20 protein-coding genes are annotated in these 21,168 nt (G+C 68.4%); 6 read left to right on the top strand and 14 right to left on the bottom strand.

Annotated elements, in window-relative coordinates; translation table 11 throughout:
- Positions 1-85: 85 nt before the first annotated feature.
- Together DV707_RS00635 and DV707_RS00630 are read left to right on the top strand one after the other, a co-directional pair.
- Positions 86-1,219 (top strand): RNA ligase, encoded by a 1,134-nt coding sequence (locus DV707_RS00635; RefSeq protein ID WP_103991098.1) that lies wholly within the window; start codon positions 86-88, stop codon positions 1,217-1,219.
- Positions 1,220-1,540: 321 nt separating this feature from the next.
- The gene (locus DV707_RS00630) at positions 1,541-2,095 is read left to right on the top strand and encodes a diadenylate cyclase (protein WP_103991099.1); all 555 of its coding nucleotides are present in this window, start codon (positions 1,541-1,543) and stop codon (positions 2,093-2,095) included.
- A 371-nt stretch (positions 2,096-2,466) separates the two neighbouring features.
- Here DV707_RS00630 and DV707_RS00625 read toward each other — a convergent pair whose 3' ends face one another.
- The 4 genes from DV707_RS00625 to hemC all read right to left on the bottom strand — a co-directional run bounded on the left by DV707_RS00625 (position 2,467) and on the right by hemC (position 6,910).
- Positions 2,467-3,918 (bottom strand): single-stranded-DNA-specific exonuclease RecJ, encoded by a 1,452-nt coding sequence (locus tag DV707_RS00625; RefSeq protein ID WP_103991100.1) that lies wholly within the window; start codon positions 3,916-3,918, stop codon positions 2,467-2,469.
- Between the two features lie 72 nt (positions 3,919-3,990).
- A complete protein-coding gene (locus tag DV707_RS00620) occupies positions 3,991-4,938 on the bottom strand; it encodes a uroporphyrinogen-III synthase (RefSeq protein WP_103991101.1) in 948 nt (315 codons plus the stop codon).
- Positions 4,935-5,771, bottom strand: coding sequence for a uroporphyrinogen-III C-methyltransferase (cobA, locus tag DV707_RS00615; RefSeq protein ID WP_103991284.1), 837 nt, complete (start codon positions 5,769-5,771; stop codon positions 4,935-4,937). The genes DV707_RS00620 and cobA overlap by 4 nt, the downstream gene beginning before the upstream one ends.
- Positions 5,772-5,773: 2 nt before the next feature.
- Positions 5,774-6,910, bottom strand: a complete 1,137-nt coding sequence (hemC, locus tag DV707_RS00610; RefSeq protein WP_103991285.1) for a hydroxymethylbilane synthase — start codon at positions 6,908-6,910, stop codon at positions 5,774-5,776.
- Between the two features lie 127 nt (positions 6,911-7,037).
- Here hemC and DV707_RS00605 point away from each other — a divergent pair, with 127 nt between their 5' ends.
- The gene (locus DV707_RS00605) at positions 7,038-7,454 is read left to right on the top strand and encodes a hypothetical protein (protein ID WP_136361778.1); all 417 of its coding nucleotides are present in this window, start codon (positions 7,038-7,040) and stop codon (positions 7,452-7,454) included.
- Between the two features lie 32 nt (positions 7,455-7,486).
- Here the strand turns inward: DV707_RS00605 and DV707_RS00600 are convergent, their stop codons facing one another.
- The 8 genes from DV707_RS00600 to hemB form a co-directional block, all read right to left on the bottom strand.
- Positions 7,487-8,122 carry a hypothetical protein gene (locus DV707_RS00600; RefSeq protein ID WP_235010738.1) on the bottom strand — a complete coding sequence of 212 codons (636 nt, stop codon included), beginning with the start codon at positions 8,120-8,122 and terminating at the stop codon, positions 7,487-7,489.
- Between the two features lie 77 nt (positions 8,123-8,199).
- Positions 8,200-9,552, bottom strand: a complete 1,353-nt coding sequence (hemL, locus tag DV707_RS00595; RefSeq protein ID WP_103991103.1) for a glutamate-1-semialdehyde 2,1-aminomutase — start codon at positions 9,550-9,552, stop codon at positions 8,200-8,202.
- A 63-nt stretch (positions 9,553-9,615) separates the two neighbouring features.
- Positions 9,616-10,410 (bottom strand): CPBP family glutamic-type intramembrane protease, encoded by a 795-nt coding sequence (locus tag DV707_RS00590; RefSeq protein ID WP_103991104.1) that lies wholly within the window; start codon positions 10,408-10,410, stop codon positions 9,616-9,618.
- Positions 10,411-10,525: 115 nt separating this feature from the next.
- Positions 10,526-10,918, bottom strand: a complete 393-nt coding sequence (locus tag DV707_RS00585) for a P-II family nitrogen regulator (RefSeq protein ID WP_103991105.1) — start codon at positions 10,916-10,918, stop codon at positions 10,526-10,528.
- Positions 10,915-12,333, bottom strand: coding sequence for an ammonium transporter (locus tag DV707_RS00580; protein WP_394337395.1), 1,419 nt, complete (start codon positions 12,331-12,333; stop codon positions 10,915-10,917). Before DV707_RS00580 ends, DV707_RS00585 begins: the two co-directional genes overlap by 4 nt.
- A gap of 491 nt (positions 12,334-12,824) precedes the next feature.
- The gene (locus tag DV707_RS00575) at positions 12,825-13,187 is read right to left on the bottom strand and encodes a P-II family nitrogen regulator (RefSeq protein ID WP_103991106.1); all 363 of its coding nucleotides are present in this window, start codon (positions 13,185-13,187) and stop codon (positions 12,825-12,827) included.
- Entirely contained in the window at positions 13,180-14,571 is a 1,392-nt protein-coding gene (locus DV707_RS00570) for an ammonium transporter (protein ID WP_103991107.1), read from the bottom strand. Before DV707_RS00570 ends, DV707_RS00575 begins: the two co-directional genes overlap by 8 nt.
- Before the next feature lie 399 nt (positions 14,572-14,970).
- On the bottom strand, positions 14,971-15,951 hold the full coding sequence (gene hemB, locus DV707_RS00565) for a porphobilinogen synthase (RefSeq protein WP_103991108.1): 981 nt from the start codon (positions 15,949-15,951) through the stop codon (positions 14,971-14,973).
- Positions 15,952-16,082: 131 nt separating this feature from the next.
- Here hemB and DV707_RS00560 point away from each other — a divergent pair, with 131 nt between their 5' ends.
- Together DV707_RS00560 and DV707_RS00550 are read left to right on the top strand one after the other, a co-directional pair.
- Positions 16,083-16,607: a DedA family protein gene (locus DV707_RS00560; protein WP_103991109.1), complete on the top strand. Its 525-nt coding sequence runs from the start codon at positions 16,083-16,085 to the stop codon at positions 16,605-16,607.
- A 332-nt stretch (positions 16,608-16,939) separates the two neighbouring features.
- Positions 16,940-17,665 (top strand): Sjogren's syndrome/scleroderma autoantigen 1 family protein, encoded by a 726-nt coding sequence (locus DV707_RS00550; protein ID WP_103991111.1) that lies wholly within the window; start codon positions 16,940-16,942, stop codon positions 17,663-17,665.
- A gap of 34 nt (positions 17,666-17,699) precedes the next feature.
- Here the strand turns inward: DV707_RS00550 and DV707_RS00545 are convergent, their stop codons facing one another.
- Complete coding sequence (locus DV707_RS00545; protein ID WP_394337396.1) at positions 17,700-18,590, bottom strand: S24/S26 family peptidase; 891 nt, start codon at positions 18,588-18,590, stop codon at positions 17,700-17,702.
- 110 nt (positions 18,591-18,700) lie between these two features.
- Here DV707_RS00545 and DV707_RS00540 point away from each other — a divergent pair, with 110 nt between their 5' ends.
- Positions 18,701-20,476, top strand: a complete 1,776-nt coding sequence (locus DV707_RS00540) for a DNA-directed DNA polymerase II small subunit (protein WP_103991112.1) — start codon at positions 18,701-18,703, stop codon at positions 20,474-20,476.
- Between the two features lie 24 nt (positions 20,477-20,500).
- On the opposite strand, the gene DV707_RS00535 is transcribed toward DV707_RS00540, so the two are convergent.
- Positions 20,501-20,965 (bottom strand): hypothetical protein, encoded by a 465-nt coding sequence (locus tag DV707_RS00535; RefSeq protein ID WP_103991113.1) that lies wholly within the window; start codon positions 20,963-20,965, stop codon positions 20,501-20,503.
- Between the last annotated feature and the right edge of the window lie 203 nt (positions 20,966-21,168).

Raw genomic sequence — 21,168 nt, 5'->3', positions numbered from 1 at the left:
GGCGACGAGGTGCCCGCCCAATCCCCGAACCGTCAGTCCCCGGAACGGACCCGGGTCTTTTCACCGAATCGACCGGACGGACAGTATGGACGAACGCGCGTACTTCGAACGGTTGGACTCCACGGCGTCGGATCCGTCCGAACTGTTCGAGCACTTCGAGCAGCGCTCCGTCGGCGAATACACGGCCCACGTCTTGCCGTCGGCCCGCCACGGCGTCGAGCGGGGGACCGTGATCCTCGATTCGGCCGACGCCATCGTCCGCGGGTATCCCAGTATTCCCCGAGTGTTGGCCCTCGACGCGGGCGTCACCTCGTTTTTCGACTCCGGAGCGACGGTTTTCGCCGAGGAGAAACTCGACGGCTTCAACGTCCGAGTCGTCGACGTCGGCGACGACGGCCCCCTGGCGTTCACGCGGGGCGGCTACATTTGCCCCTACACCACCGCGCGAGTCCGCGAACTACTCGATCTCGGGGAGTTCTTCGAGGAGTATCCGGGGAAGATGCTGTGTGCCGAACTGATCGGCCCGGAGACGCCGTACACGACGCACGACTACGAGGAGGTCGATTCGCACGCGATCCGCGTCTTCGACGTCCGCGACCGCGAATCGGCAGCCCCGATCGCAGTTCCCGAGCGTCGGGACCTCTGTGCGCGTTACGACTTCCCGCAGTCCCGACTGTTCGGACGGTACGATCGCTCGGAGGCGACCGAAGCGGTCTGGTCGGCGATCGAGGAACTCGACGCCGAGGGCCGAGAAGGCGTCGTGATGAAGACCGCCGACAGCGACTCGATGGTGAAGTACACGACCGAGTCCAAGCACCACGACGAACTCGCCGACGCGTTCTCGCTCCCGTTCGACCTCGGACGCGACTTCGTCTTCTCGCGGATCACTCGCGAGGCGTTTCAGGCCGCCGAGTTCGACGAGAGCGACGAACGGCTCAGAGAGCGCGCACACGATCTCGGCGAGTCGATCCTGCTTCCGGCCGTCGACACCATTCGGAAGATCGAATCCGGCGGGACCGTGGGCGAACGACACCGCGTCCGCGGCGGGAACGACGAGATCGACGCCCTCCTCGATCACCTGCGCGACCTCTCTCTGACCGTCGAAGTCGAGGAGGACTACCGCGAGAACGGCCAGCGCGTCGTCGAGTTCCTGAAGGTGGCCGAGTCGACGACCGACCGGACGACGTACTACCTGGAGGGCGGCACCTACGACGAGTGACGAGTCGACATTCTGTATATCATTATAGGGTATATTTGCTCAGCTCGGGAGTGCGATCCGAAATGCCGAGAGTGGGCGATGGGGTCCACTACGTCCTGTTTTGAGGGTCCAGGAGGAGCTGACGAAGAGTCTCCAAACTGGATGAACCACACTGTTGGCTGTAGATCTCTCATTCTGCGACCCGGGGTCGCGGATATCTTGAAACAGTTACAGCCGACAGTGTCAAGAACGGACCGATGGCGGCGAAACAACGGTATCCACCAGGTGCGGGCTGGTCTCCAAACGAGTCTTCTTCCGTCTATAGCTGTATTAGCTATCAAGATGGACGCACTCGATCGGGTCAAGAAGAGATACGCAACGAGCCAAGCACTTATGGATCAGATCAGGTACGCTGCCGAATCGTTGAGTCTGCAGTTCGATCGGTGGGACGAACAGCACGTCTCCGGCCCCAGTCTCTACTTTCTGATCGTCGCCGAGATGAGTTTCGACGGCTACACGGACCCACTCGGTGCGAACAAGTGGCCGACCAACCGGTGTAAAATCGTCACCGACTCGCTGGATACGTTCACAGAAGTCGCCGGAGACGTGGCGGTCACGCGGGACGGAGCGATTATGGTGACTGCCGACGGGACGATTCAAGAGCAGATGGTGCGCGTCCGCAACCCACCACGGGACGAGGTGCCGGGCATCGACGAACTCAATCCCGCTGACTGGATGGGAACCAAACACCTGAGTGCACTGGAGACCTCGCTCCGTGAGGACGTCATCTGGGCGATCACGCTTAGCGAAGAGGACGGTCGCGTCACCACGTTTTTGGACGGGACGTATCGTGACTACCCTCGCGACGAAATCGGTGGCCGGTGGCGGCCCGAGTAGAAGGCGGCTCTCGCGGCCGTGAACAGTTGATACGCCCCTCAGCCACTGAACCTCCAGTGGCTGTTCAACTCGGTTTCTGTGGGATACGCGGTATTCGGCACGACCTGAAACCCACGGGGGTGTCACCGAGGGCCTCAACCGGTGGGGGTTCCTCCGAATGCAGGTGTTCGTCGGTCGAGGCTCTCGAATCGAGCCGGTACATCGGTTCCACCGGGCGATCTGTCCCAACCCGAGGGGTGTTCCCTAGCCGACCCTAGTAAATTACATACCGCGATACAGAAAGAAGACCGAGAACCGTCCGACGAGGTGACGCGACTGTCAGAACGGTAGCTGGTGGGGCAGGCGGCGAAGTCAGAGGAAAGTCGAGGCCCTCACTCGAGTTGCTCGCCGACGAGGCGGTCCGCCTCCGCGACGAACGCCTCGCGCGTTCCGGTCGGGATCGTCGCGCCGGCGGCGACGTCGTGTCCACCGCCGTCGCCGCCGACGGAGCGGGACGCTTCGCGCATCACCGCGGAGAGGTCCAGGCCGTCGCGGACGAGCGCGTGGGAGCCGCGGGCGCTCACTTTCACTTCCTCGTCGGACTTCTCGGCGAACGCGAGGATGGGGATGTCGCCGCGGACTCCCGAGGCCCCGACCGCCATCCCGGCGACGATGCCGACGATGGTCTCGCGGATCCGCGATCCGGCGTCGAACCACTGGACGTTGTCCTCGACGGTCGTTCCCTCGTTTTGGACCCACTGCAGCCCCTCCGAGAGGTTGCGGCGGTGATTCCGCAGGAGCGTCCGCGCGCGGTCGAGCGCGCCTTCGCGGTCGCCCAGACAGACGGCGAGTCCGACGTCCGCGCGCTCGTAGCGCGCGGTGGCGTTCAGGAGCGTCGAGAACTCGCTGACGTCTCGGAGTTCGGTACCGGGTTCCTCGCGGGTCAGGGTGTAGGTAGTGCCCACGAGCGCGTCGATCCGGTCGGCCGGGACCCCCGAGGCGATGGCCCGCTGCAGCAGACCGCTCACGAGCGCCTGTCGCTCGTCCATCGTGAGATCGACCCAGCGGCGCCACTCGCCCCCCTCTTTCAGGTCCAGATCGAGGTCCGAGAGGAACTCGATGGCTCCGTTCTCGTCGTTCGTGATCCCGGGAATCCGGACGTTGGTGGCGTACTCGAGGAACTTCGGGAGCGGTCGGGTCTGCCGCCCGTAGACGAGCAGGTCCGTGGCCTCCTCGACGACGCCGGCGGCGACGCCCTCCTCGACGATCCCCTGGTTCGCCCCCGAGAGGCCGCCGTCGGTGCCCTGCATATCGCCGACCGCGCCGACGACGGCGAGACCGGCGAGGTCGCGGTTGTCGCCCTCAGGTGATTCGAGCGCCCGCGCGAGGACGTAGCTCGCGCCGGCACCCGAGAGTTCCGACGCGCCGTCGAGACCGAACAGCAGCGGGTTCAGGTGGTGGGCCGGTTCGTCGACGCCGTCCGGGAGGTCGGCCGGCTGGTGGTGATCGGCGATCACCGGCGTGAACGCGCCCTCGCCAGCGTATGGGGCGATGACGTCCAACTGGCCGCTGCCGAAGTCGGTGAAGAGCACCGTCTCGTGGTCGGTAGCGGCGATACGGGCGACCTCCCGCTCGTCGAGTTGCTTCGCGAACACGGTCTCGAACGGGATGCCCGCGCGCTCCAGCGCCGCGGCGGCGATGGCCGCGCTCGTCAGGCCGTCAGCGTCGATGTGCGACGCGAGCAGCACGCGATCGGCCGCTCGCAGTCGGTCCGCGCAGGCGACGGCCCGTTCCCGGAGGGCGGGGACCGGACCGTCGTCGCTCGTCGTCGTGTCCGCGCTCATACCCGGTCGTGGGGCGCTCTCGGATTTAAACCCACGTCCGGGAGGGGTGAATCGAGGCCGTGGCGTCGCAGCTCACTCGTGATACGTCGGCGCGGCTTCCTCGACGACGGCCGTCGCGAGTTCCTCGAACGTCGCGTTCTCGGGGACGACGTCGACGCGGATGCCGTGTCCCTCCGCCGTCTCGCGGGTCGGAGCGCCGATGACGCCGACGACGGCGCGGTTCAGGCCCGCGACGGCCGCCTCGCGGACGCCGCGTTCGTCGGCGGCAGCGAGGAAGTTCTCGACGGTGAGCGACGAGGTGAAGCAGACGGCGTCGAGTTCGCCGCCGGCGGCCATCACCGACGACTGCCCGGATCCCTCGGGGCGGACGAGCCGGTACAGGACGGTCTCGCGGACGTCGGCACCGGCCTCGCGGAGGCCGTCGAGGAGGACGTCGCTGCCGTGGTCGCTGCGCGCGACCTCGACGGTCCGTCCGTCGACGTCGCCTTCGAGCGCGGCGACGAGGCCCGCGGAGGTGTACTCCTCGGGGACGACGTCGACGGTCCAGCCGGCCTCGCGGGCGGACTCGGCCGTCCGCGGCCCGATGCACGCGAGGAGGGCGTCGCCCGGCGTCCAGTCGGCGTCGGCGAGGAGTTCGACGCCCGTCTTGCTCGTCAGGACGACGACGTCGGGGTCGGTCGCGGAACGGTCCGTATCGGAGTCGGTCGCGGAACGGTCCGTATCGGAGTCGGTCGCGGAACGGTCCGTATCGGAGTCGGTCGCGGAACGGTCCGTATCGGAGTCGGTCGCGGAACGGTCCGTATCGGAGTCGGTCGCGGAACGGTCCGTATCGGAGTCGGTCGCGGAACGGTCCGTGTCGGGGTCATCGCCATCCCTGCCCCCGGGAATCGCTCCCGTGGGTTCGACCGCGAGCATCGGATCCGGGACGGGAACCGCGCCGAGCGAGTCGAGCAGTTCGACCGCCCGCGCCATCCGCTCGTCGTCCGGGCGGAAGACGGCCACGCGGACCTCTCGGGTCACCGCTCGGGCACCTCCGCCGCTCCCGCGCCGGTTCGGTTCCGCAGGAACTCGACGACGCGCTCTCGCGTCGCCGCCACCTCGCCGATCACGGTGATCGCGGGCGGTTCGATCCCTTCGGCGTCGCGGACGTCCACGATGTCGGCGAGCGTCCCGCTCGCGACGCGCATCTCGGGCCACGTCGCCCGCTCGATCAGCGCGACGGGCGTGTCCGGGTCCATTCCGGCCTCTCGCAGCGCCGCGGTGTAGTCGGGCAGTTTGCCGACGCCCATCAGGACGACGAGGGTGCCCCCGGTGGCCGCGAGCGCCGACCAGTCCACCGCCGACTCGTCCTTCGTGGGGTCCTCGTGACCCGTGACAAAGGAGACAGAAGAGGCGTGATCGCGGTGCGTGACCGGGATTCCCGCCGTTCCGGGACCGGCGATCGCGGAGGTGATCCCCGGCACGACCTCGAAGGGGATCCCCTCGCTCGCGAGGTGTTCCATCTCCTCGCCGCCGCGGCCGAAGACGAACGGATCGCCGCCCTTCAGTCGGACGACGTCCTTCCCCTCGCGGGCGAGTTCGACCAGCCGCCGGTTCGTGTACTCCTGCGGCGTCCACTCGCCGCCGGCGCGCTTGCCCACGTCCTCGCGCTTCGCCTCGGGGATCGTGTCGAGGATCTCCGGCCCGGGCAGTTTGTCGTGCAGCACCACGTCGGCCTCGTCGAGGAGGCGACGCGCCTTCACGGTCAGTAGTTCGGGGTCACCGGGGCCGCTGCCGACGAGGTACACCGTGCCGACGTCCGCCGAGGGGTCGTCGGCCTCGGGGCGGGTCTCGGCGGAGTCTACGTCGCTCATCGTCACTCCTCCGCGGCTTCGCGCGCCTCGGCTATCAGGTCGTCGGCCCCGCGGTCGGCGAGGTCGGACGCGAACGCCGCCGCCGCGTTGGCGTGGTCGTCGACCGGGAGGTCCCGACTCGCGGCCACTTCCACCTCGCCGTCCCCGGAGAGCACGCGCGCGACCGTGTGCACGTACTCGCCCTGGAGTTTCGCGTGGACCCCGATCGGCGCGATGCACCCGCCGCCGAGTTCCGCCAGCACCGTCCGCTCGACGGTCGTCTCGACGCGCGTCCGCGGGTGATCGACGACCGATCGGATCTCCTCGGCCGCGTCGCCGTCGGCGCGCGCGGTGACGGCGATGGCTCCCTGGCCCGGCGCGGGAACGAACGTCGCGGGGTCGAGCCGCGCGTACTCGACGTGGTGGAGCAGGCCCGCTCGGCGGAGTCCCGCCTCCGCGAGGACGACCGCGTCGTACTCGACGTCGAGCTCGCGTTCGAGCGCGCGGCGTTCGATCTCCGCGAGGCCGTCGAACCACTCCTCGATGGACTCGTCGAACTCTCGATCGGACTCCTCGTCCGTCGAGTCGGTCCCGTCGTTCCCCGAGTCGTTCCGGCCGGCCTCGCCCTTCTCGTCGCGGTCGGCGTCGACGCGGCGCTCGTGTTCGGCCTGCAGGTCGGGGGCCAGCAGCTTCTCGATCCGGGTGTCGACGTTCCCGCGGAGGGGTTCGACCTCCAGGTCCGGGCGCTCGGCGAGGAGCTGCGCCTTGCGCCGGAGCGAGGAGGTACCGACGACGGACCCCGACGGGAGGTCCCGCAGTTCGGTGCCGTCGGGCGTGAGAAGCAGGTCAGCGGCCGCCGCGCGCTGCGGGACGCCGGCGACGACGAGGTCGTCCGGTCCCTCGGTGGGCATGTCCTTCATCGAGTGGACTGCGGCGTCGACGTCGCCGTCGAGCACCTGCTCGTCGAGCGCGCGGACGAACGCGCCGGTCTTCCCGAGCCGGTGGATGAGTTCGTCTCTGATCTGGTCGCCCCGCGTCTCGACCTCGACGAGTTCGACGTCGAACCGGCGGTCTTCGAGCGCCTCCCGGACGCTCGCCGCCTGCCGGAGCGCCAGGTCCGAACTCCGGGTCGCCAATCGGAGTGTGCCGCGAGTGGTCATTGCCGTGTCCTCGGCGGCCACGGGTGAAAAGGCCACCACTTCGGCTGCGAGCGGGGAGCGGCCGGCGGTGGGTCCGGCCACGGCGACGACCGAAACACACTCACTGAACGACCGCGTCGCTTCCGGCGTGTCCGTCGCTGCCCGCGCCGCCGACGAGGTCGGCGAGTTCCTCCGCGTCGCCGTGCTGTGGTTCCTACTCAGCCCGGCGTTCGCACCGGTGAACGTGGTCGTCTCCGCGCTTCCGTTCCCGCTCGAACGGCGGTTCTGGCACGCGGCCGTCCTGTCGGCGATCGGCGTCGGCGTCGTTCGGTACTACGACCCCTCGTGGGAACTCGTCCGCGGGCTCGTCGTCGGCGTCGCGACGACGGCGACGTTCCTGTCGCTGTACGCCTTCTCGGGACTCGGGCGCGTCGTCGCCGAAGGCGGCACCTGGCGCGCGTCCGTCGCGGTCGCCGCGTTCTGGCTCGTCGGACTCGGCGTCGGCGTCGCGCTCGCCCATCCGCGGACGTGGCGACGGGTCCGAGCGCACTTCGGGGTGGGTTGACGGAGCGACGACGCCGGGACGCAACCGCCGCGTCAGGGCGTCCCGACCGCGACGTGGCGCTTGTACAGGTAGTACAGCGCGAGCACGACGCTCAGCGTGAACGCGCTCAGCACCTCGGTCGCGAGCGCGGCCAGTCCCCAGACGAGCGGATCGGGCGTCCACGACGCGTCCGACTCGGCGATCGCCCGCGCGTCGACGTACGTCGCGATCGGGTACATCACCGAGAGCACGAGCCCCAGCAGACCCAGGATCGGGATCACGACGAAGGCGCCGAAGATGGTGACGATTCCCCCGGTGAGAAAGAGGTCGAAGAGGAACGCGCCGACGAACAGGACGGCGAGCACGCCGCCGAGGACGACGTAGAGGGGAATGGCGGCGATCCAGTACCACCACCGCGAGTCGACGCCCGCGCGGGGGAGGAGGTCACCGACCGGATCGTCGATCTCGGTCGTCGAGTCGGCCGCGCTCGTCGATGAGGCGGCCACCCCCGGCGATGATTCGTCCGGCGTCGGGCCGCCGGTCTCACCTTCCGCTGGCCTCGATTCCACGGTCTCCGACCGTCCGGTCGAGGGGTCAAACTCCTCGGGTGAGACGTCAGGGTCGTCGTGGTCCGGGGACCCCGAACCGTTGTCGTCGGCCGTCGAATCGTCGCGTGGAGGGCTGTCCATACGCCGCGTTTCGCCGCTATCGTACAAAAAATCGGGGGCAATCGCGGACGTCGGAAGCGTTCGTCGCGAACGGCGACTTACAGCGCTTCCTTGTACGCTTCGAGCGTCTCCTCGACGTCCTCGTCGGTGTGGGCGTAGGAGACGAACTGCGACTCGAACTGGTTGGCGGTGAGGAAGATCCCCCGGTCCTTCATCTCCTGCCAGAAGATCCGCTCCCACCGCTCGGTCTCGGCGTTCGCGACGTCGGCGCCGGTCTTCGGGCAGTGGTCGTACCGCGCGCACGACTCGTCCTGTCTGCAGCCGGCGTCGCAGACGTGGCTATCACCGACACCGTCGCTCCCGGCCGGGCCCTCGCGCGTGAATACCGTCTTGAACATCGAGTCGGTGCCGACGACCGTGTAGGACGGGGCCTGATCGGCGGCGATATCGGAAATCCCCTCGCGGAGGCGCTCGCCGAGGCGGTTGACGTGCTCGTAGACGTCGTGCTCGGCGGCGTATTTGAGGTACTCGTACCCCGCTGCCATCGTCACCGGATGCCCGGAGAAGGTCCCGGACTGGAAGACGTCGCCCGACGGCGTGAACGACTCGAGGATCTCCGCCTTCCCGCCGATCGCCCCGACCGGGAAGCCGCCGCCGACGATCTTTCCGAACGTCGTGACGTCGGGCGTGACGCCGAACTTCCCCTGTGCGCACTGGAGGCCGCCGACGCGGAAGCCGGTGATGACCTCGTCGAAGATCAGCAGGGCGCCGTGTTCCTCGGTCAGCTCGCGGAGCCGCTCGTGGTAGCCGTCGACCGGCATCACGATCCCGGTGTTGGCGAGGATCGGCTCTACGAGGACCGCCGCGATCTCGTCGCCGTGCTCCTCGAAGACGCGTTCGGCGGCCTCGGCGTCGTTGAACGGCACGGGGATCGTGTGTTCGGCGAACGAGGAGGGGATGCCGGGCGAACTCGGCTCCGCGTTCTCGAAGGCGCCCTCGACGAGCGTCGACTCCTGCGCGCCGTGGTAGCCGCCCTGCATCACGACGATCTTGTCGCGGCCGGTGTAACCGCGAGCCAGCCGGACCGCCGAGACGGTCGCCTCGGTCCCGGAGTTGACGAAGCGGGTCATCTCGACGGAGGGGACGTGCCGCGCAACGAATTCGGCGAGTTCGACCTCGACCTCCGTCGGCGCGCCGTACATCGGCCCGTCGGACGCGTGCGACTGCACCGCCGCGCGCACCGGTTCGGGCATATCGTGGCCGTACAGGAGCGGCCCGTAGCCCATCACGTAATCGAGGTACCGGTTGCCGTCGGCGTCGACGACGTGCGCGCCGTCGCCGTGCTCGACGAAGAACGGGTACGGACGCGTCGCCCGAACCGAGGAGTTGACGCCGCCGGGGATCACCGAGAGCGCCCTGTCGTACAGCGCTCGCGACTCGTCGTGTCTCATAGGCGTCGGTTCGGCCGGCGCGTGCAAAATCCTTGTCGCTTCCGGGGACGGGGCGGCGGTCCGTCACTCGCCGCGGAGCCACGCGAGAGAGGACGAATCGACGGCGTCGACGGGCGCGTCGTCGTCCGACACCGAGTCGTCCGCGTCCTCGCCGTTCGAGTCGGTGTCGTCCGCGAGGTCGTCGAACCGATCGGCGAGGAGGAGCGCGAACGAGTCGTTCAGCGCGTGGATCGCGACGAGCGCGGGCAGCGACCGGAACCAGAGGTACAGGAGCGTCATCACGAGCGCCGGCTGTGCGATCCGGGCGACCGCGTCGCGGTCCCAGGTGTCGCCGGCGTGACCGATCACGAACGCGGCGACGGAGAGGCCGCCCGAAAGCGGGACGCTCCCGGTGAGCGAGAGCAGTCGTTCGAGCGCGTAGCCGTGGAAGGCGGTCTCTTCGGTCGCCCCGGCGGTGAACGCGACGAACAGGCGCTCGGAGAGCGAGAGCGACGCGAAGGAGCCGATCCCGGCCGCGAGGCTGTCGCCGCCGTCGCCGACGCGCGCCCACAGCGGCGCCGTGAGAACGTGCGATCCGGTCAGGACGCCGAACCCGACGAGCACATCTCCGAGGAGCGCCGACGGCGACGCGACGCGCCAGCCGATGGAATCGAGAGAGTTGCCCTCGGCGGCGACGACGAGCAGTAGGACCGCCGGAATCACCCACTTCCAGGCGTGTTCGCGGAGGTCGATCGACCGCGGTCCGGCCCCGGCCGCGGGGCTCTCGGCCGCACTGACGGCCCGTCGGACCCGGTCGAGCACCGCGAACCCGACGAGGGCGACGAGCAGTCCGACCGCGGTGACCGGCGTTGGCTGCACACCGGAACTGCGACGAGCGTCGGTCTTTGCTCTTTCTCTCCGTCGGGGGCCTCGCGGAAAAGTGGCCGTGGATGGGCGGAGTCGACCGCGTCGGGGAGTCGAGGAGGGTAAGCGTTCAGACCGCGTCGGGACCGCTCTTGTCGGTACGGATCTGTCGGGCGGACTCGACGGGGAGGACGAACACCTTGCCGTCGCCCTTCTCGCCCGTGCGGGCGGACTCGGCGATGGCGTCGACGACGTCCCCTGCGGGGATGTCGGCGACGACGCACTCGATCTTCACCTTCTGGTGGAGGTCGACCGTGTACTCCTCGCCGCGCCACTGGCCCTTCTTCGCCGGCTGGGAGCCGCGCCCGGAGACGTTCGTCACCGTCAGCGACGGCGCCCCCGCCTCCGCGAGCCCCTGTTTGACGTCCGAGAGCTTGTCGGGGCGGATGTACGCCACCACCATCTTGATCTCCGCGTCGGTGCTTCCCGTCGATTCGTCGTCGGTCGGTTGCGTGTCGCTCATAGGTCAGTCTCGGTTTCGTCGTCGGAAACGGTTTCGGCGCTGGTCGACCCCGAACGCGCGCGGACCGTTCCGCCGTCGGGGCGGATCGTCCCGCCGTCGACGCGGGCCCCGGACTCGTCGGGACGGCCGAACTCGGGGTAGGTGTCGACGCCGTGCTCCGAGGAGTCGAGCCCCTCGAGTTCGTGGTCGTGCGAGACGCGCGCCTGCCCCGCGGCGCGGAACGCGCCGAAGACCAGCGCGGTCGCCGCGAACGTCCACACCGCGATGACGACGACGCCGACGACCTGCGGGATCGCCAGCGAGAGGAACGACGCGTTGCCGTTCCAGAACGCCGTCGCCGCGAAGGGGTACGCGAGCGCCCCGAGGACGCCGGCGGAGCCGTGAACCGGGAAGACCGCACAGACGTCGTCGATCTTGAGGCGCTTCTCGACGAACTCGAAGACGATCGGCAGCTGCGCCCCGGCCAGCAGGCCGATGGCGATCGCGCCGGGCCAGACGATGACGTCGGTGACGGAGGTGACGCCGACGAGACCGGCGAGCAGGCCGTTGGCCACGTAGAGCGTGTCGACCTTGCCGGTCTTGTACGTCGCGACAGCCGCGGCCCCGATCGCGCCGGCGGCCATCCCGAGCGTCGTCACGAGCGCGACGCGCCCGACGGTCTGGAAGGAGCCGAGGACGACCTCGCCCGAATCCGAGAGTGCGAGCGGCGACGCCGAGGTCCCGACGTTGAAGCCGTACCAGCCGAACGCCAAGATGAGCGTGCCGAGGACGGCGAACGTCATCGAGTGACCGGGGATGACGTTCACGGAGCCGTCGTCGTTGAAGCGGTTCATCCGCGGGCCGATGATCCACGCGGCGGTGAGGCCGGCGATGCCGCCCATCGCGTGGACGATCACGCCGCCGGCGAAGTCGTAGAAGCCGAGCGCGTCGAGGAAGCCGCCGCCCCAGGTGAAGCCCGTGACGACCGGGTAGATGACCCCGGCTAAGAGGATCGTGTAGCCCACGTACGCGCGGAGTTTCGCGCGGCCAGCGACGGCCCCGGAGACGATCGTCGCGGCCGTCATCGCGAACACCGCGCCGAAGAGCCAGTTGACCCAGGCCCCCGCGGACCCGGCGCCGGGCGCGTACAGGTCCGCGAAGGCGCCGACGACCGAGTAGGACCCCCCGCCGGTCGCGCCGCCGACGATCGTCGAGATCGCCGCGCCGAGGAGGAAGAAGACGATCACGCCGACGCTCCAGGTCAGGAGGTTCTTCGTCAGCTGGTTCGCGACGTTCTTCGAGCGGACCTGCCCCGCCTCCAGCATCGCGAACCCGGCGTGCATGAAGAAGATCAGGAACGTGACCGTCAGGACCCACATCATATTCACGCCCTCGACGACCGCGGACAGGTCCGACTGCAGCGCTGCGCTCAGCATACGATACCCCTCGTGGATGGTGCTCCGAATTGGCTTGGACGTTCGTACATCATTTAGTGGTATTTGGTTGGATTCGTTTTCCGAATCTCGATAGATCCTATCTACATAGAGTATTAAAACAGTTATCGTTTATATTGTAAAATTATTTTTCCATATACACACGTCTGTCAAAATTACTATGGAATTAAAGGAATATAAGGGCGTAAGTCCGAAAGAAGGCGGACAAATGTTGCCGGACTTCTCGACGGACATAGTATTGGTTATTTGATGATACCGGGCGAACGCAGCGCGCAGTGGCCGCGCGCGCTCGGCAACACGGGGAGGCCGACGGTGAGTGGATACCGAAGAGAACAGAGGGGAAACGGCGGCCAACAGCGAGCGACTGGGGGACCAAAGAGCGGCCCGGCAGGCGGAGCGGGGAACGTATCCGTCGCGGACGAGGATCGCAGAAGAGATCCGCGCGGCCGCAAAGGGGCGTCGTCAGCCGGCAGCTACACCGCGTCGGGGCCGGTCGTTCCGGTGCGGATCTGGTGGGCCGACTCGACGGGGAGGACGAATATCTTTCCGTCGCCGGGTTCGCCGGTGTTCGCGCCCTCTTGAATCGCGTCGACGACGTCCCCCGCGGGGATGTCGGCGACGACGCACTCGATCTTCACCTTCTGGTGGAGGTCGACCGTGTACTCCTCGCCGCGCCACTGGCCCTTCTTCGCCGGTTGAGAGCCGCGCCCAGAGACGTTCGTCACCGTCAGCGACGGCGCCCCCGCCTCCGCGAGCGACTGCTTCACGTCGCCGAGTTTGTCGGGGCGGATGTACGCCACCACCATCTTGATCTCCGTGTCTGCGGACTCACTCATCGGAAGTCACCTCCGTGGTTCCGGCGGCGGAGTCGTCGAGGTCCGCACCACCGTCGGTGCGGAGGTCGCCGCCGTCGGTGGCGACGGTGCTCTCGCGGCGCTCGTTCGGCACGAACTCGGGGTAGACCGAGACGCCGTGTTCGCCCTCGTCGAGGCCCTCGGTCTCCTCTTTCTCGGTCACGCGGAGGCCGACGGCCGCGTCGAGCACGTACAGGACGATCGCCGACGCGACGATCGTCCACAGCGCGATGACGAGGACGCCGACGACCTGCAGCGCGAACTGGTTGACCGCGAAGCCGCCGACCGCGAAGATCGGGATCAGCGCCGTGCCGACCGCGCCGGCGACGCCGTGGACGGCGAAGACGCCGCAGACGTCGTCGACCTTCAGCGTGTCGACGGTGAAGCGGAACGCGGGGAGGACCAGGAAGCCGCCGAGGCCGCCCAGGATCGCCCCGCCCCACCAGGTGACGTGCGGGACCGCACCGGTGACGGCGACGAGTCCGGCCAGCAGCCCGTTAGCGGTCCAGAGCGGGTCCGGCTTGCCCTGGTAGCGCGCGGAGGTGAGCATCGCCATCGCCCCGCCGGCGCTCATTCCGAGCGTCGTCACGAGCGCGACGCGACCGAGCGCGGCGCCCATGAACGTGAGCGTCCCGTCGTCGCCGACGGCCAGGATCGTCGCCTGCGTGCCGACGTTGAAGCCGTACCAGCCGAACGCCAGGATGAACGTTCCCAGGACGGCGAGCAGCATCGAGTGGCCCGGGATGGGCTGGCTGTTGCCGTTGGCGTCGTAGCGGCCCTTGCGGGCTCCGACGAGTTTGGCCGCGACGAGGCCGGCGATCCCGCCGCACATGTGGACCACGGTCGCCCCGGCGAAGTCGAGGTAGCCCGCGCCGAGCGCGCTCCCGATGAAGCCGCCGGCGGAGAGCAGGCCGCCGCCCCACGTGAAGCCGACGACGACGGGGTAGATGATCGCCGTCATCACGATCGTGAACAGCACGTACGCGTCGAAGTTCATCCGCTCGGCGACGGCCCCGGAGACGATCGTCGCGGCCGTCATCGCGAACACCGCGCCGAAGAGCCAGCCGATCCACGCGTTCGGATCGCTGATGTGTGCGAACGCGCCGGCGATCCCGCCGCCGGAGGTGAGCCCCCCGACGACGCCGACGACGCCCGCGCCGACGACGAAGTAGACGAGCGTCCCGAGGAACCAGTCGCTCATGTTCTTCATCAGCACGTTCCCGACGTTCTTCGCGCGGACCTGCCCCGACTCCAGCAGCGCGAAGCCCGGCTGCATGAAGAAGATCAGGAACGTGACCGTCAGGACCCACACGTTGTTGATCCCGTTCGCGACGGCGGTCGGATCGACCTGTAACGGCGTTACCATACTTCTACCCCTAACTTCGAACGTTCGTCCAGTGGTGCTCCAAATCCGCTGTGGTTCGTGGTTTGTATCACGGGAGATCCTCAAGCAAAGGTAGTATATAAAGTTTGGAGTTGAATATGTCTAAAATACCTATGCCTATCCAGACGTTCGTGTGATTTTGGTAATAATATAATGTGTATAAGGTGGTGGAACGAGCAGATATCAGCAGTTGTACCCGAATTCGGTGGACGTACGTTCAGGCAAATCCTGCCAAAACGTCCGTTTCAGCGAGTGCGCACTCGGGGCGGCAGCGATATCGGGCGGCTGCTCGGCGCCCTCATACTGATTGCTCTCGTCTCGTATCGGCGAGCGTCACCCCCGTTGCCGGCGCTCGGCGGTACGAAGTGAGAGTAACCAGTATCAGAGTCGGTCGGCGAGGTCCTCGGCGAAGTACGTGACGATCAGGTCCGCGCCCGCGCGCTTCATCGCGAGCAGGGATTCGTACGCCGCCGCTTCGAGGTCGAGCCACCCCTTCTCGGCGGCCGCGTGCACCATCGCGTACTCGCCGGAGACGTTGTAGGCGGCCACCGGACGGTCGAAGGACTCGCGGACCGCGCGCACGACGTCGAGGTACGCGAGCGCGGGTTTGACCATCAGCACGTCCGCGCCCTGTTCGACGTCGAGAGAGACTTCGCGGAGCGCCTCCCGGGCGTTCGCGGGGTCCATCTGGTAGTGTCGCCGGTTGCCGAACGCCGGCGCGCCGTCGGCCGCGTCGCGGAAGGGCCCGTAGAAGGCGCTCTCGTACTTCGCGGCGTAGGACATGATCGGCACCGACGCGTGGCCCGCCTCGTCGAGTCCCTCCCGGATCGCGCCCACCATCCCGTCGGTCATCGAACTCGGTGCGACCATATCCGCGCCCGCCTCGGCGTGAGAGACGGCCGTCTTCGCCAGCAGATCCAGCGTCGGATCGTTCCGGACCGTGAGGGTGGGATCGGACTCCGCGTCGGCTTCGAGCACGCCGCAGTGGCCGTGGCTGGTGTACTCACAGAGGCAGACGTCGGTGATCACGTACGCGTCCGTCTCGGCGGTGATCCGCCGGACGGCCTCCTGGACGACGCCGTCCTCGGCCCAGGCGCGCGTCCCGCGCTCGTCTTTCGATTCGGGGATGCCGAACACCATCACCGCCTCGACGCCCGTCTCGCACACCTCCTCGACGCGTTCGACCGCGTCGTCGACGGGGACGCGCTCCTGGTTCGGCATCGATTCGATCGGGACGCGCTCGTCGGTCGTCGCGTCGACGAAGACCGGCGCGACGAGGTCCCGCGCGTCCAGATGCGTCTCGCTGACGAGCAGTCTGATGCCGTCGCGCCGCAGCCGTCGCGGACGGTCGGTGAGGTCCATAGCCGACGCTTCGTGACCGGTGGAAAAAATCGCATCGGACCGCGCGTCGGACCGAACGCGGTTTGGGACCCGTGCCGGAAGCGACACCCGGAGCGAAACGGGTTTGTGCCGCTCGGAAATATAGAGAGACGATGCAGTCGCTCGCGGTCGCCCTCCAGCTCGACGCGATGCCCCCCCGCCTACTGGCGCTCTTGGAGTCCGAGTGGGCCTACGTCGCGCTCTTCGGCGTCTTCGTCCTCGAGGGCGCGATGCTGATGTATTTCATGCCGAGCGAACTCATCGTCCCCGGGTCGCTCTTGCTTCTCGGCGGCGACTCGCTCGTTCCGATCCTCGCGGTCGCCGTCCTCGGGGCGACGGTCGGGCAGTACGCGCTGTTCAAGGTGGCCCAGCGCGGCGGCCGCGAGTACCTCCTCGCGAAGTCGTGGTTCCGGATCGACGAGTCCAAACTCGATCGGTTCGACGGCTGGTTCGAGCGGTGGGGGCCGGTCGTCGTCCCCGTGAGCAACGCGCTGCTGTTCACCCGGGGGATGCTCACCGTTCCGGCCGGCTTCGCCGAGATGGACGACCGGCAGTTCCTCGCGCTGTCGGCGCTGGGCACGCTCGTCTTCGAGGTCGCGCTCGCGGGACTGTACCTGTACGCCGGGACGCTGCTGTAGGCGGTCCGATCGGCCCGTTTCCCGGGCGGGCCCGCTGTCGCGGGCGGGGGCGAGCCCGTGCCCTCTGCCGGGTCGTGTTTAGTTACGCGATTGCAGCCGTAAAACCGCGCTCGGGTGGGAATGGAAGGGGCCGCGCTCTCGGCGAAGACGGGCGATGCAAGGACCGCAGGCACGAGCCCCGCGAGTGCCGAGGACCACAGCGAGCCCATCGAGTCGAGAGCGCGGGGGCTTCCGAAGTCTTCACCAGCGATCTCGCCGGTTTCACTTCTAACTAAACAGTACCCTCTGCCGGCCCGGAGGACTTTTCGAGCTACGTCGCGTTCGGGCCACGTGTGAGCGACTTCGACGAGGAAGCGGAGCGAGAGCGACTGCGCGAAAAGTACGAGAAGGACGAGGAGCGCCGCAAGGAGACCCAGCAGATGAGCGAACTGCTGTTGAAGGGCGCGACGATGACCAACCGGCACTGCGGCGAGTGCGGATCGCCGATCTTCCGCTACCAGGGCCAGGAGTTCTGTCCGAGCTGTCAGCGCGTCACCGGCGGGGAGGCGGCGTCGGGAGGCGAGACGGCGGAGTCGTCGCCGGCCGACGCCGACGGGTCGTCCGCAGAACCCGCACCGCGGGCGGACGCCGACACCGCCGATCGTCCGTCGACGAACGGGACGGTGGCGCCGGATTCGACGCCGGAGCCCGATGCGGCCGACGTCGACGCCGCGGCGACCGCGGGAGGCTCCGCCGCCTCTCCGCAGCAGACGCGGGAGTCGGGACCGGAGACGGCGACGGACGCGGGGGTCGGCGTCAGCCCGAAGCCGGGGGCGATGGACGATCGATCGGCCGACAGCGGTGTAACGCCGCGCAGGCCGTCGGCCGACGCCGTCGGGTCTTCGAGCGCGACGGACGACGAACCGCCGGCCGCGAGCGAACGGACGGCGCGGGAGGCGTTACTGCGGGCGCTGACCCGCCACGCGCGACTCGCGGAGGAGACGGGCGATCCGCGGCAGGCGAAGGCGCACCTCGCGGCCGCGAGGGAGGCCGCCGAAGCGGTCGACGAACTCGAATAGCCCGACGGGCGCGAACGGAGCGACGACGCGCGGTTCAGGCCGCGATCGCTCCGGCCAGCTTGAGCCGGACGTACCCCAGGTAGGGAATCCGGATCCGGGCGGTCCCGCGGATCCACTCGGAGCGAACCGGGCCGGCGATGTTGCTCGCCTGATCGTACCGCGCGTTCGCGTCGCCCTTCGTGATGAACCCGTCGTGCGGAGCGGGGCAGTTCGAGAGCTGACTGCAGTCGTTCGCGTTCATATAGTCGGGGTTCGCCCGGTCGTACCAGTTCTCGCCCTCCTCGACGTAGAAGTGCGCCCGGTGGATGATCGGCGAGCCGGCGCGGTCGGGGGGGTCGTAGATCACCACGGAGCCGTTGCCGCCGAAGCTCCGGTAGCCCTCCTCGCTTCCGATGTCGACCGTCACGACGCCCGTGTCGCCGTAGGCGTACTCCGGCGTGAACCGGTGGGGCTCGGTCACGAAGATCAGGTCGCCGCGGGACATCTCCGGCTCCATACTCCCGCTCTCGACGGCGACCATCGGGGGCCAGACGCCGCTGATCGCGAAGAGGAGGAAGCCGACGGCGGCGACGGCGAGCGCGCTGTAGAGCGTCTCGCGGATGAAGAGCAGCGGCCCGCTCTGTGCCGTCCGAAAGCGCGTCAGAAGACCCGCGTCGCGGTCGGCGGCCCGGCTTCCGGGCTGCGGTCGGGGGCGACCGTCGGACCTGCGGCGGGAGTCGGCGACGCCGGGCGGGATCCGGGCCGTCTCTTCACCGTCGGCGACGCCGGAGCGGTCAGTCGGTCCCGACCCGTCCCGATCCGATCCGTCGTCGACCGGATCCGATCCGTCGCCGGGGTCCGTCGCCGTCTCGCCCGACGGTCCGTCGTCGCGCCGAGCCGGGTCCGGACGGTCGGGCGCGTTCGGGTTCCCCTTTTCGTCCGTCATCTACCCGGAGTTCTTCGCCGCCGCGTTTCAACCTTCTGGGCCGCGCCCACCGAAGCGGCGACCCCGGACTCGGTCAGTACGCTTTTCTTCCGCTACCCCGTTCGGTCGGTGTGCCTCTGGAGACGCCGGTTCGCATCGTTCGGGAGCTCGCGGCGCGGGGCTACAACGCCGAGCAGGCGGCCGTGACGCTCATCGCGAGTACCGAGCGACCGGGACGGACGCTCGAACGGGTGGTCGAGCACGTCGACGACGCCGCCCTCCGGATCACGGCCGACGACGTCCGAGACGCCCTCGGGGACGCACGTCCGTCGTCGGATGCACGTGACGCCGAGACGAGAGCGGACGACGTCTCGACGATGGAGAACGGCGCAGAGACGATAGAAGACGACGTCTCGGCGGTGGGAGGTGATGCTCCGAACCGGGGAGAAAGAGATGCCTCGACTCCGAGGAGAGACGAGACCACGAACCCGGGGAGAGGCGATGCCCCAGCCGACGTCGGAGAGAGTGGTTCCGGTTCACAAGACCCCTCCGTTTCCACTGGAGACGAGCGTGGATACCGGAAGACAGAGGCGGGTAGTGGGAGCGGAAACGTTCCAGAGGAAACTGCGGGCGCTGCGTCCGGCGGCGGAACGTCACCGGGGGACGCCGCACCCGCCGCGTCGCGGACCGTCGACCCCTCGCTCCGGTCGCTGGAAGTCGCCGGCGACGTGACCGGTCAGAGCACCGGCACCGGCGAGTACGGCGACTTCGTGAAAGTGTTCAGAGACCGCTACGAGAAGCTCTCGAAACAGCTCCGCGGGCGGGTGAACCACCGGCCGGCGACGGCGATCCAGTCGATGAGCGGCGGGACGGACGCGGCGATGGTCGGCCTCGTCAACGACATCCGATCGACGAAGAGCGGCCACTGGCTCGTGGAGTTGGAGGACACGACCGGCACGTTCCCGTGTCTGGTGATGAAAGACCGGGAGTTCGCCGAACTCGTCGACGAACTGCTGCTCGACGAGTGCATCGCCGTCGAGGGGACCCTCTCGGACGACGCGGGGATCATGTTCGTCGACTCGATGCACTTCCCGGACGTGCCGCGGACGTACTCGCCGAACACCGCCGACAGACACGTGCAGGCGGCGCTGGTCTCGGACATCCACGTCGGCAGCCAGGAGTTCGAGGCCGACGCCTGGACCCGCTTCGCCGACTGGCTCCACACCGAGGAGGCCGAGCGCGTGGAGTACCTCCTCATCGCGGGCGACATGGTCGAGGGCGTCGGCGTCTACCCGGACCAGGACGAGGAACTCGACATCGTCGACATCTACGAGCAGTACGAGCGGTTCTCCGAGCACCTCAAGGACGTCCCCGGCGATATGGAGATCCTGATGATCCCGGGCAACCACGACGCGGTCCGCCTCGCCGAGCCCCAGCCCGGGTTCGACGAGAACCTCAGGGATATCATGTCGGCACACGACGCCCGCATCACGGGCAACCCGTCGCTCGTGACCGTCGAGGGCGTGAAGGTGCTGATGTACCACGGCGTCTCGCTCGACGAGGTCATCGCCGAGTTGCCAGAGGAGAAGGCCAGCTACGACGACCCGCACAAGGCGATGTATCAGCTCCTGAAGAAGCGCCACGTCGCGCCGCAGTTCGGCGGGAAGACGCGCCTCGCGCCCGAGGAGAAGGACTACCTCGTGATGGAGGAGGTCCCGGACGTCTTCCACACCGGACACGTCCACAAGCTCGGCTGGGGGAAGTACCACGACGTCCTGGCGGTCAATTCGGGGTGCTGGCAGGCCCAGACCGACTTCCAGAAGTCCGTCAACATCGACCCCGACGTCGGCTACGCGCCGATCCTCGACCTCGACACGCTCGACATGACCGTCCGAAAGTTCGCCTAGCGCTCCGACGTCGAGACGGATCGGTCAGTCGCCGTCCGGGCGGAAGCGATAGCGGGTCGTCGCCTCGCCGTCGAAACGCGGCCCCGACCCGACGGCCTCGAACCCGGCCGCCCGCGCGGCCGCCGCCGCGTCGGCGTCCGAATCCGGCACGACGAACGAGACGTCGAATCCCTCGCTGACCGCGAATCGGACGGGTTCGGCGAGCAGTCGCTCGGCCGCGTCGGCGTCGCCGGCGAGTTGCGTCACGTGCACCGTCCCCTCGCGGACGTCGAACGCGACGAAGCCGAGCACGGACTCGTCTGCCGTGCCCGGAGCCTCGTCCGCGTCGGGTTCGACGTCCGCGTTCGGCCCCGGCTCCGACGCCGGTTCGACCGCGAGTCGGACCGTCCGGTCGTGGACGACGTTCCGCAGCGCGTCCGCGGGGAGGTCGACGATCGCTCCGAGGGTCTCGGCGTCCGCCTCGACGGCGTCGCGGACGTTGACGTCCATAGGTACCTCTTCGACCGAGCGGTGGTTAAACTGACGCCGGATTCCGCGTGGATCGTCGCGGCCTGCGTACTGACAGCGTGTCGTCGGGACCCGCACGATGACAGCGAGCCATCGGGACACCGCGCCGTCGGGACACCGCGCAAACCCGGAGGACGGAACCGGCGTCGGTCAGCGCGAAAATTCGGCAACGGTTGGGCCGGGAG

The sequence above is a fragment of the Halobellus limi genome (assembly GCF_004799685.1).
In the GTDB taxonomy this organism is placed as follows: domain Archaea; phylum Halobacteriota; class Halobacteria; order Halobacteriales; family Haloferacaceae; genus Haloquadratum; species Haloquadratum limi.
Note: the sequence above shows the minus strand (reverse complement) of the source record. Positions and strands in the feature narration are given on the sequence as shown.

Bases quoted from the DNA above. Each gene is read 5' to 3' on its own strand.
- hemB (WP_103991108.1), bottom strand. From the start codon at position 15,951: ATGGACCTCACCGACCGTCCGCGACGGCTGCGGCGCGACGGCATCAGA.
- DV707_RS00535 (WP_103991113.1), bottom strand. From the start codon at position 20,965: ATGGACGTCAACGTCCGCGACGCCGTCGAGGCGGACGCCGAGACCCTC.
- hemL (WP_103991103.1), bottom strand. From the start codon at position 9,552: ATGAGACACGACGAGTCGCGAGCGCTGTACGACAGGGCGCTCTCGGTG.
- DV707_RS00570 (WP_103991107.1), bottom strand. From the start codon at position 14,571: ATGGTAACGCCGTTACAGGTCGATCCGACCGCCGTCGCGAACGGGATC.
- DV707_RS00545 (WP_394337396.1), bottom strand. From the start codon at position 18,590: ATGACGGACGAAAAGGGGAACCCGAACGCGCCCGACCGTCCGGACCCG.
- hemC (WP_103991285.1), bottom strand. From the start codon at position 6,910: ATGACCACTCGCGGCACACTCCGATTGGCGACCCGGAGTTCGGACCTG.
- DV707_RS00625 (WP_103991100.1), bottom strand. From the start codon at position 3,918: ATGAGCGCGGACACGACGACGAGCGACGACGGTCCGGTCCCCGCCCTC.
- DV707_RS00580 (WP_394337395.1), bottom strand. From the start codon at position 12,333: ATGCTGAGCGCAGCGCTGCAGTCGGACCTGTCCGCGGTCGTCGAGGGC.
- DV707_RS00585 (WP_103991105.1), bottom strand. From the start codon at position 10,918: ATGAGCGACACGCAACCGACCGACGACGAATCGACGGGAAGCACCGAC.
- DV707_RS00600 (WP_235010738.1), bottom strand. From the start codon at position 8,122: ATGGACAGCCCTCCACGCGACGATTCGACGGCCGACGACAACGGTTCG.
- DV707_RS00560 (WP_103991109.1), top strand. From the start codon at position 16,083: ATGCAGTCGCTCGCGGTCGCCCTCCAGCTCGACGCGATGCCCCCCCGC.
- DV707_RS00630 (WP_103991099.1), top strand. From the start codon at position 1,541: ATGGACGCACTCGATCGGGTCAAGAAGAGATACGCAACGAGCCAAGCA.
- DV707_RS00635 (WP_103991098.1), top strand. From the start codon at position 86: ATGGACGAACGCGCGTACTTCGAACGGTTGGACTCCACGGCGTCGGAT.
- cobA (WP_103991284.1), bottom strand. From the start codon at position 5,771: ATGAGCGACGTAGACTCCGCCGAGACCCGCCCCGAGGCCGACGACCCC.
- DV707_RS00575 (WP_103991106.1), bottom strand. From the start codon at position 13,187: ATGAGTGAGTCCGCAGACACGGAGATCAAGATGGTGGTGGCGTACATC.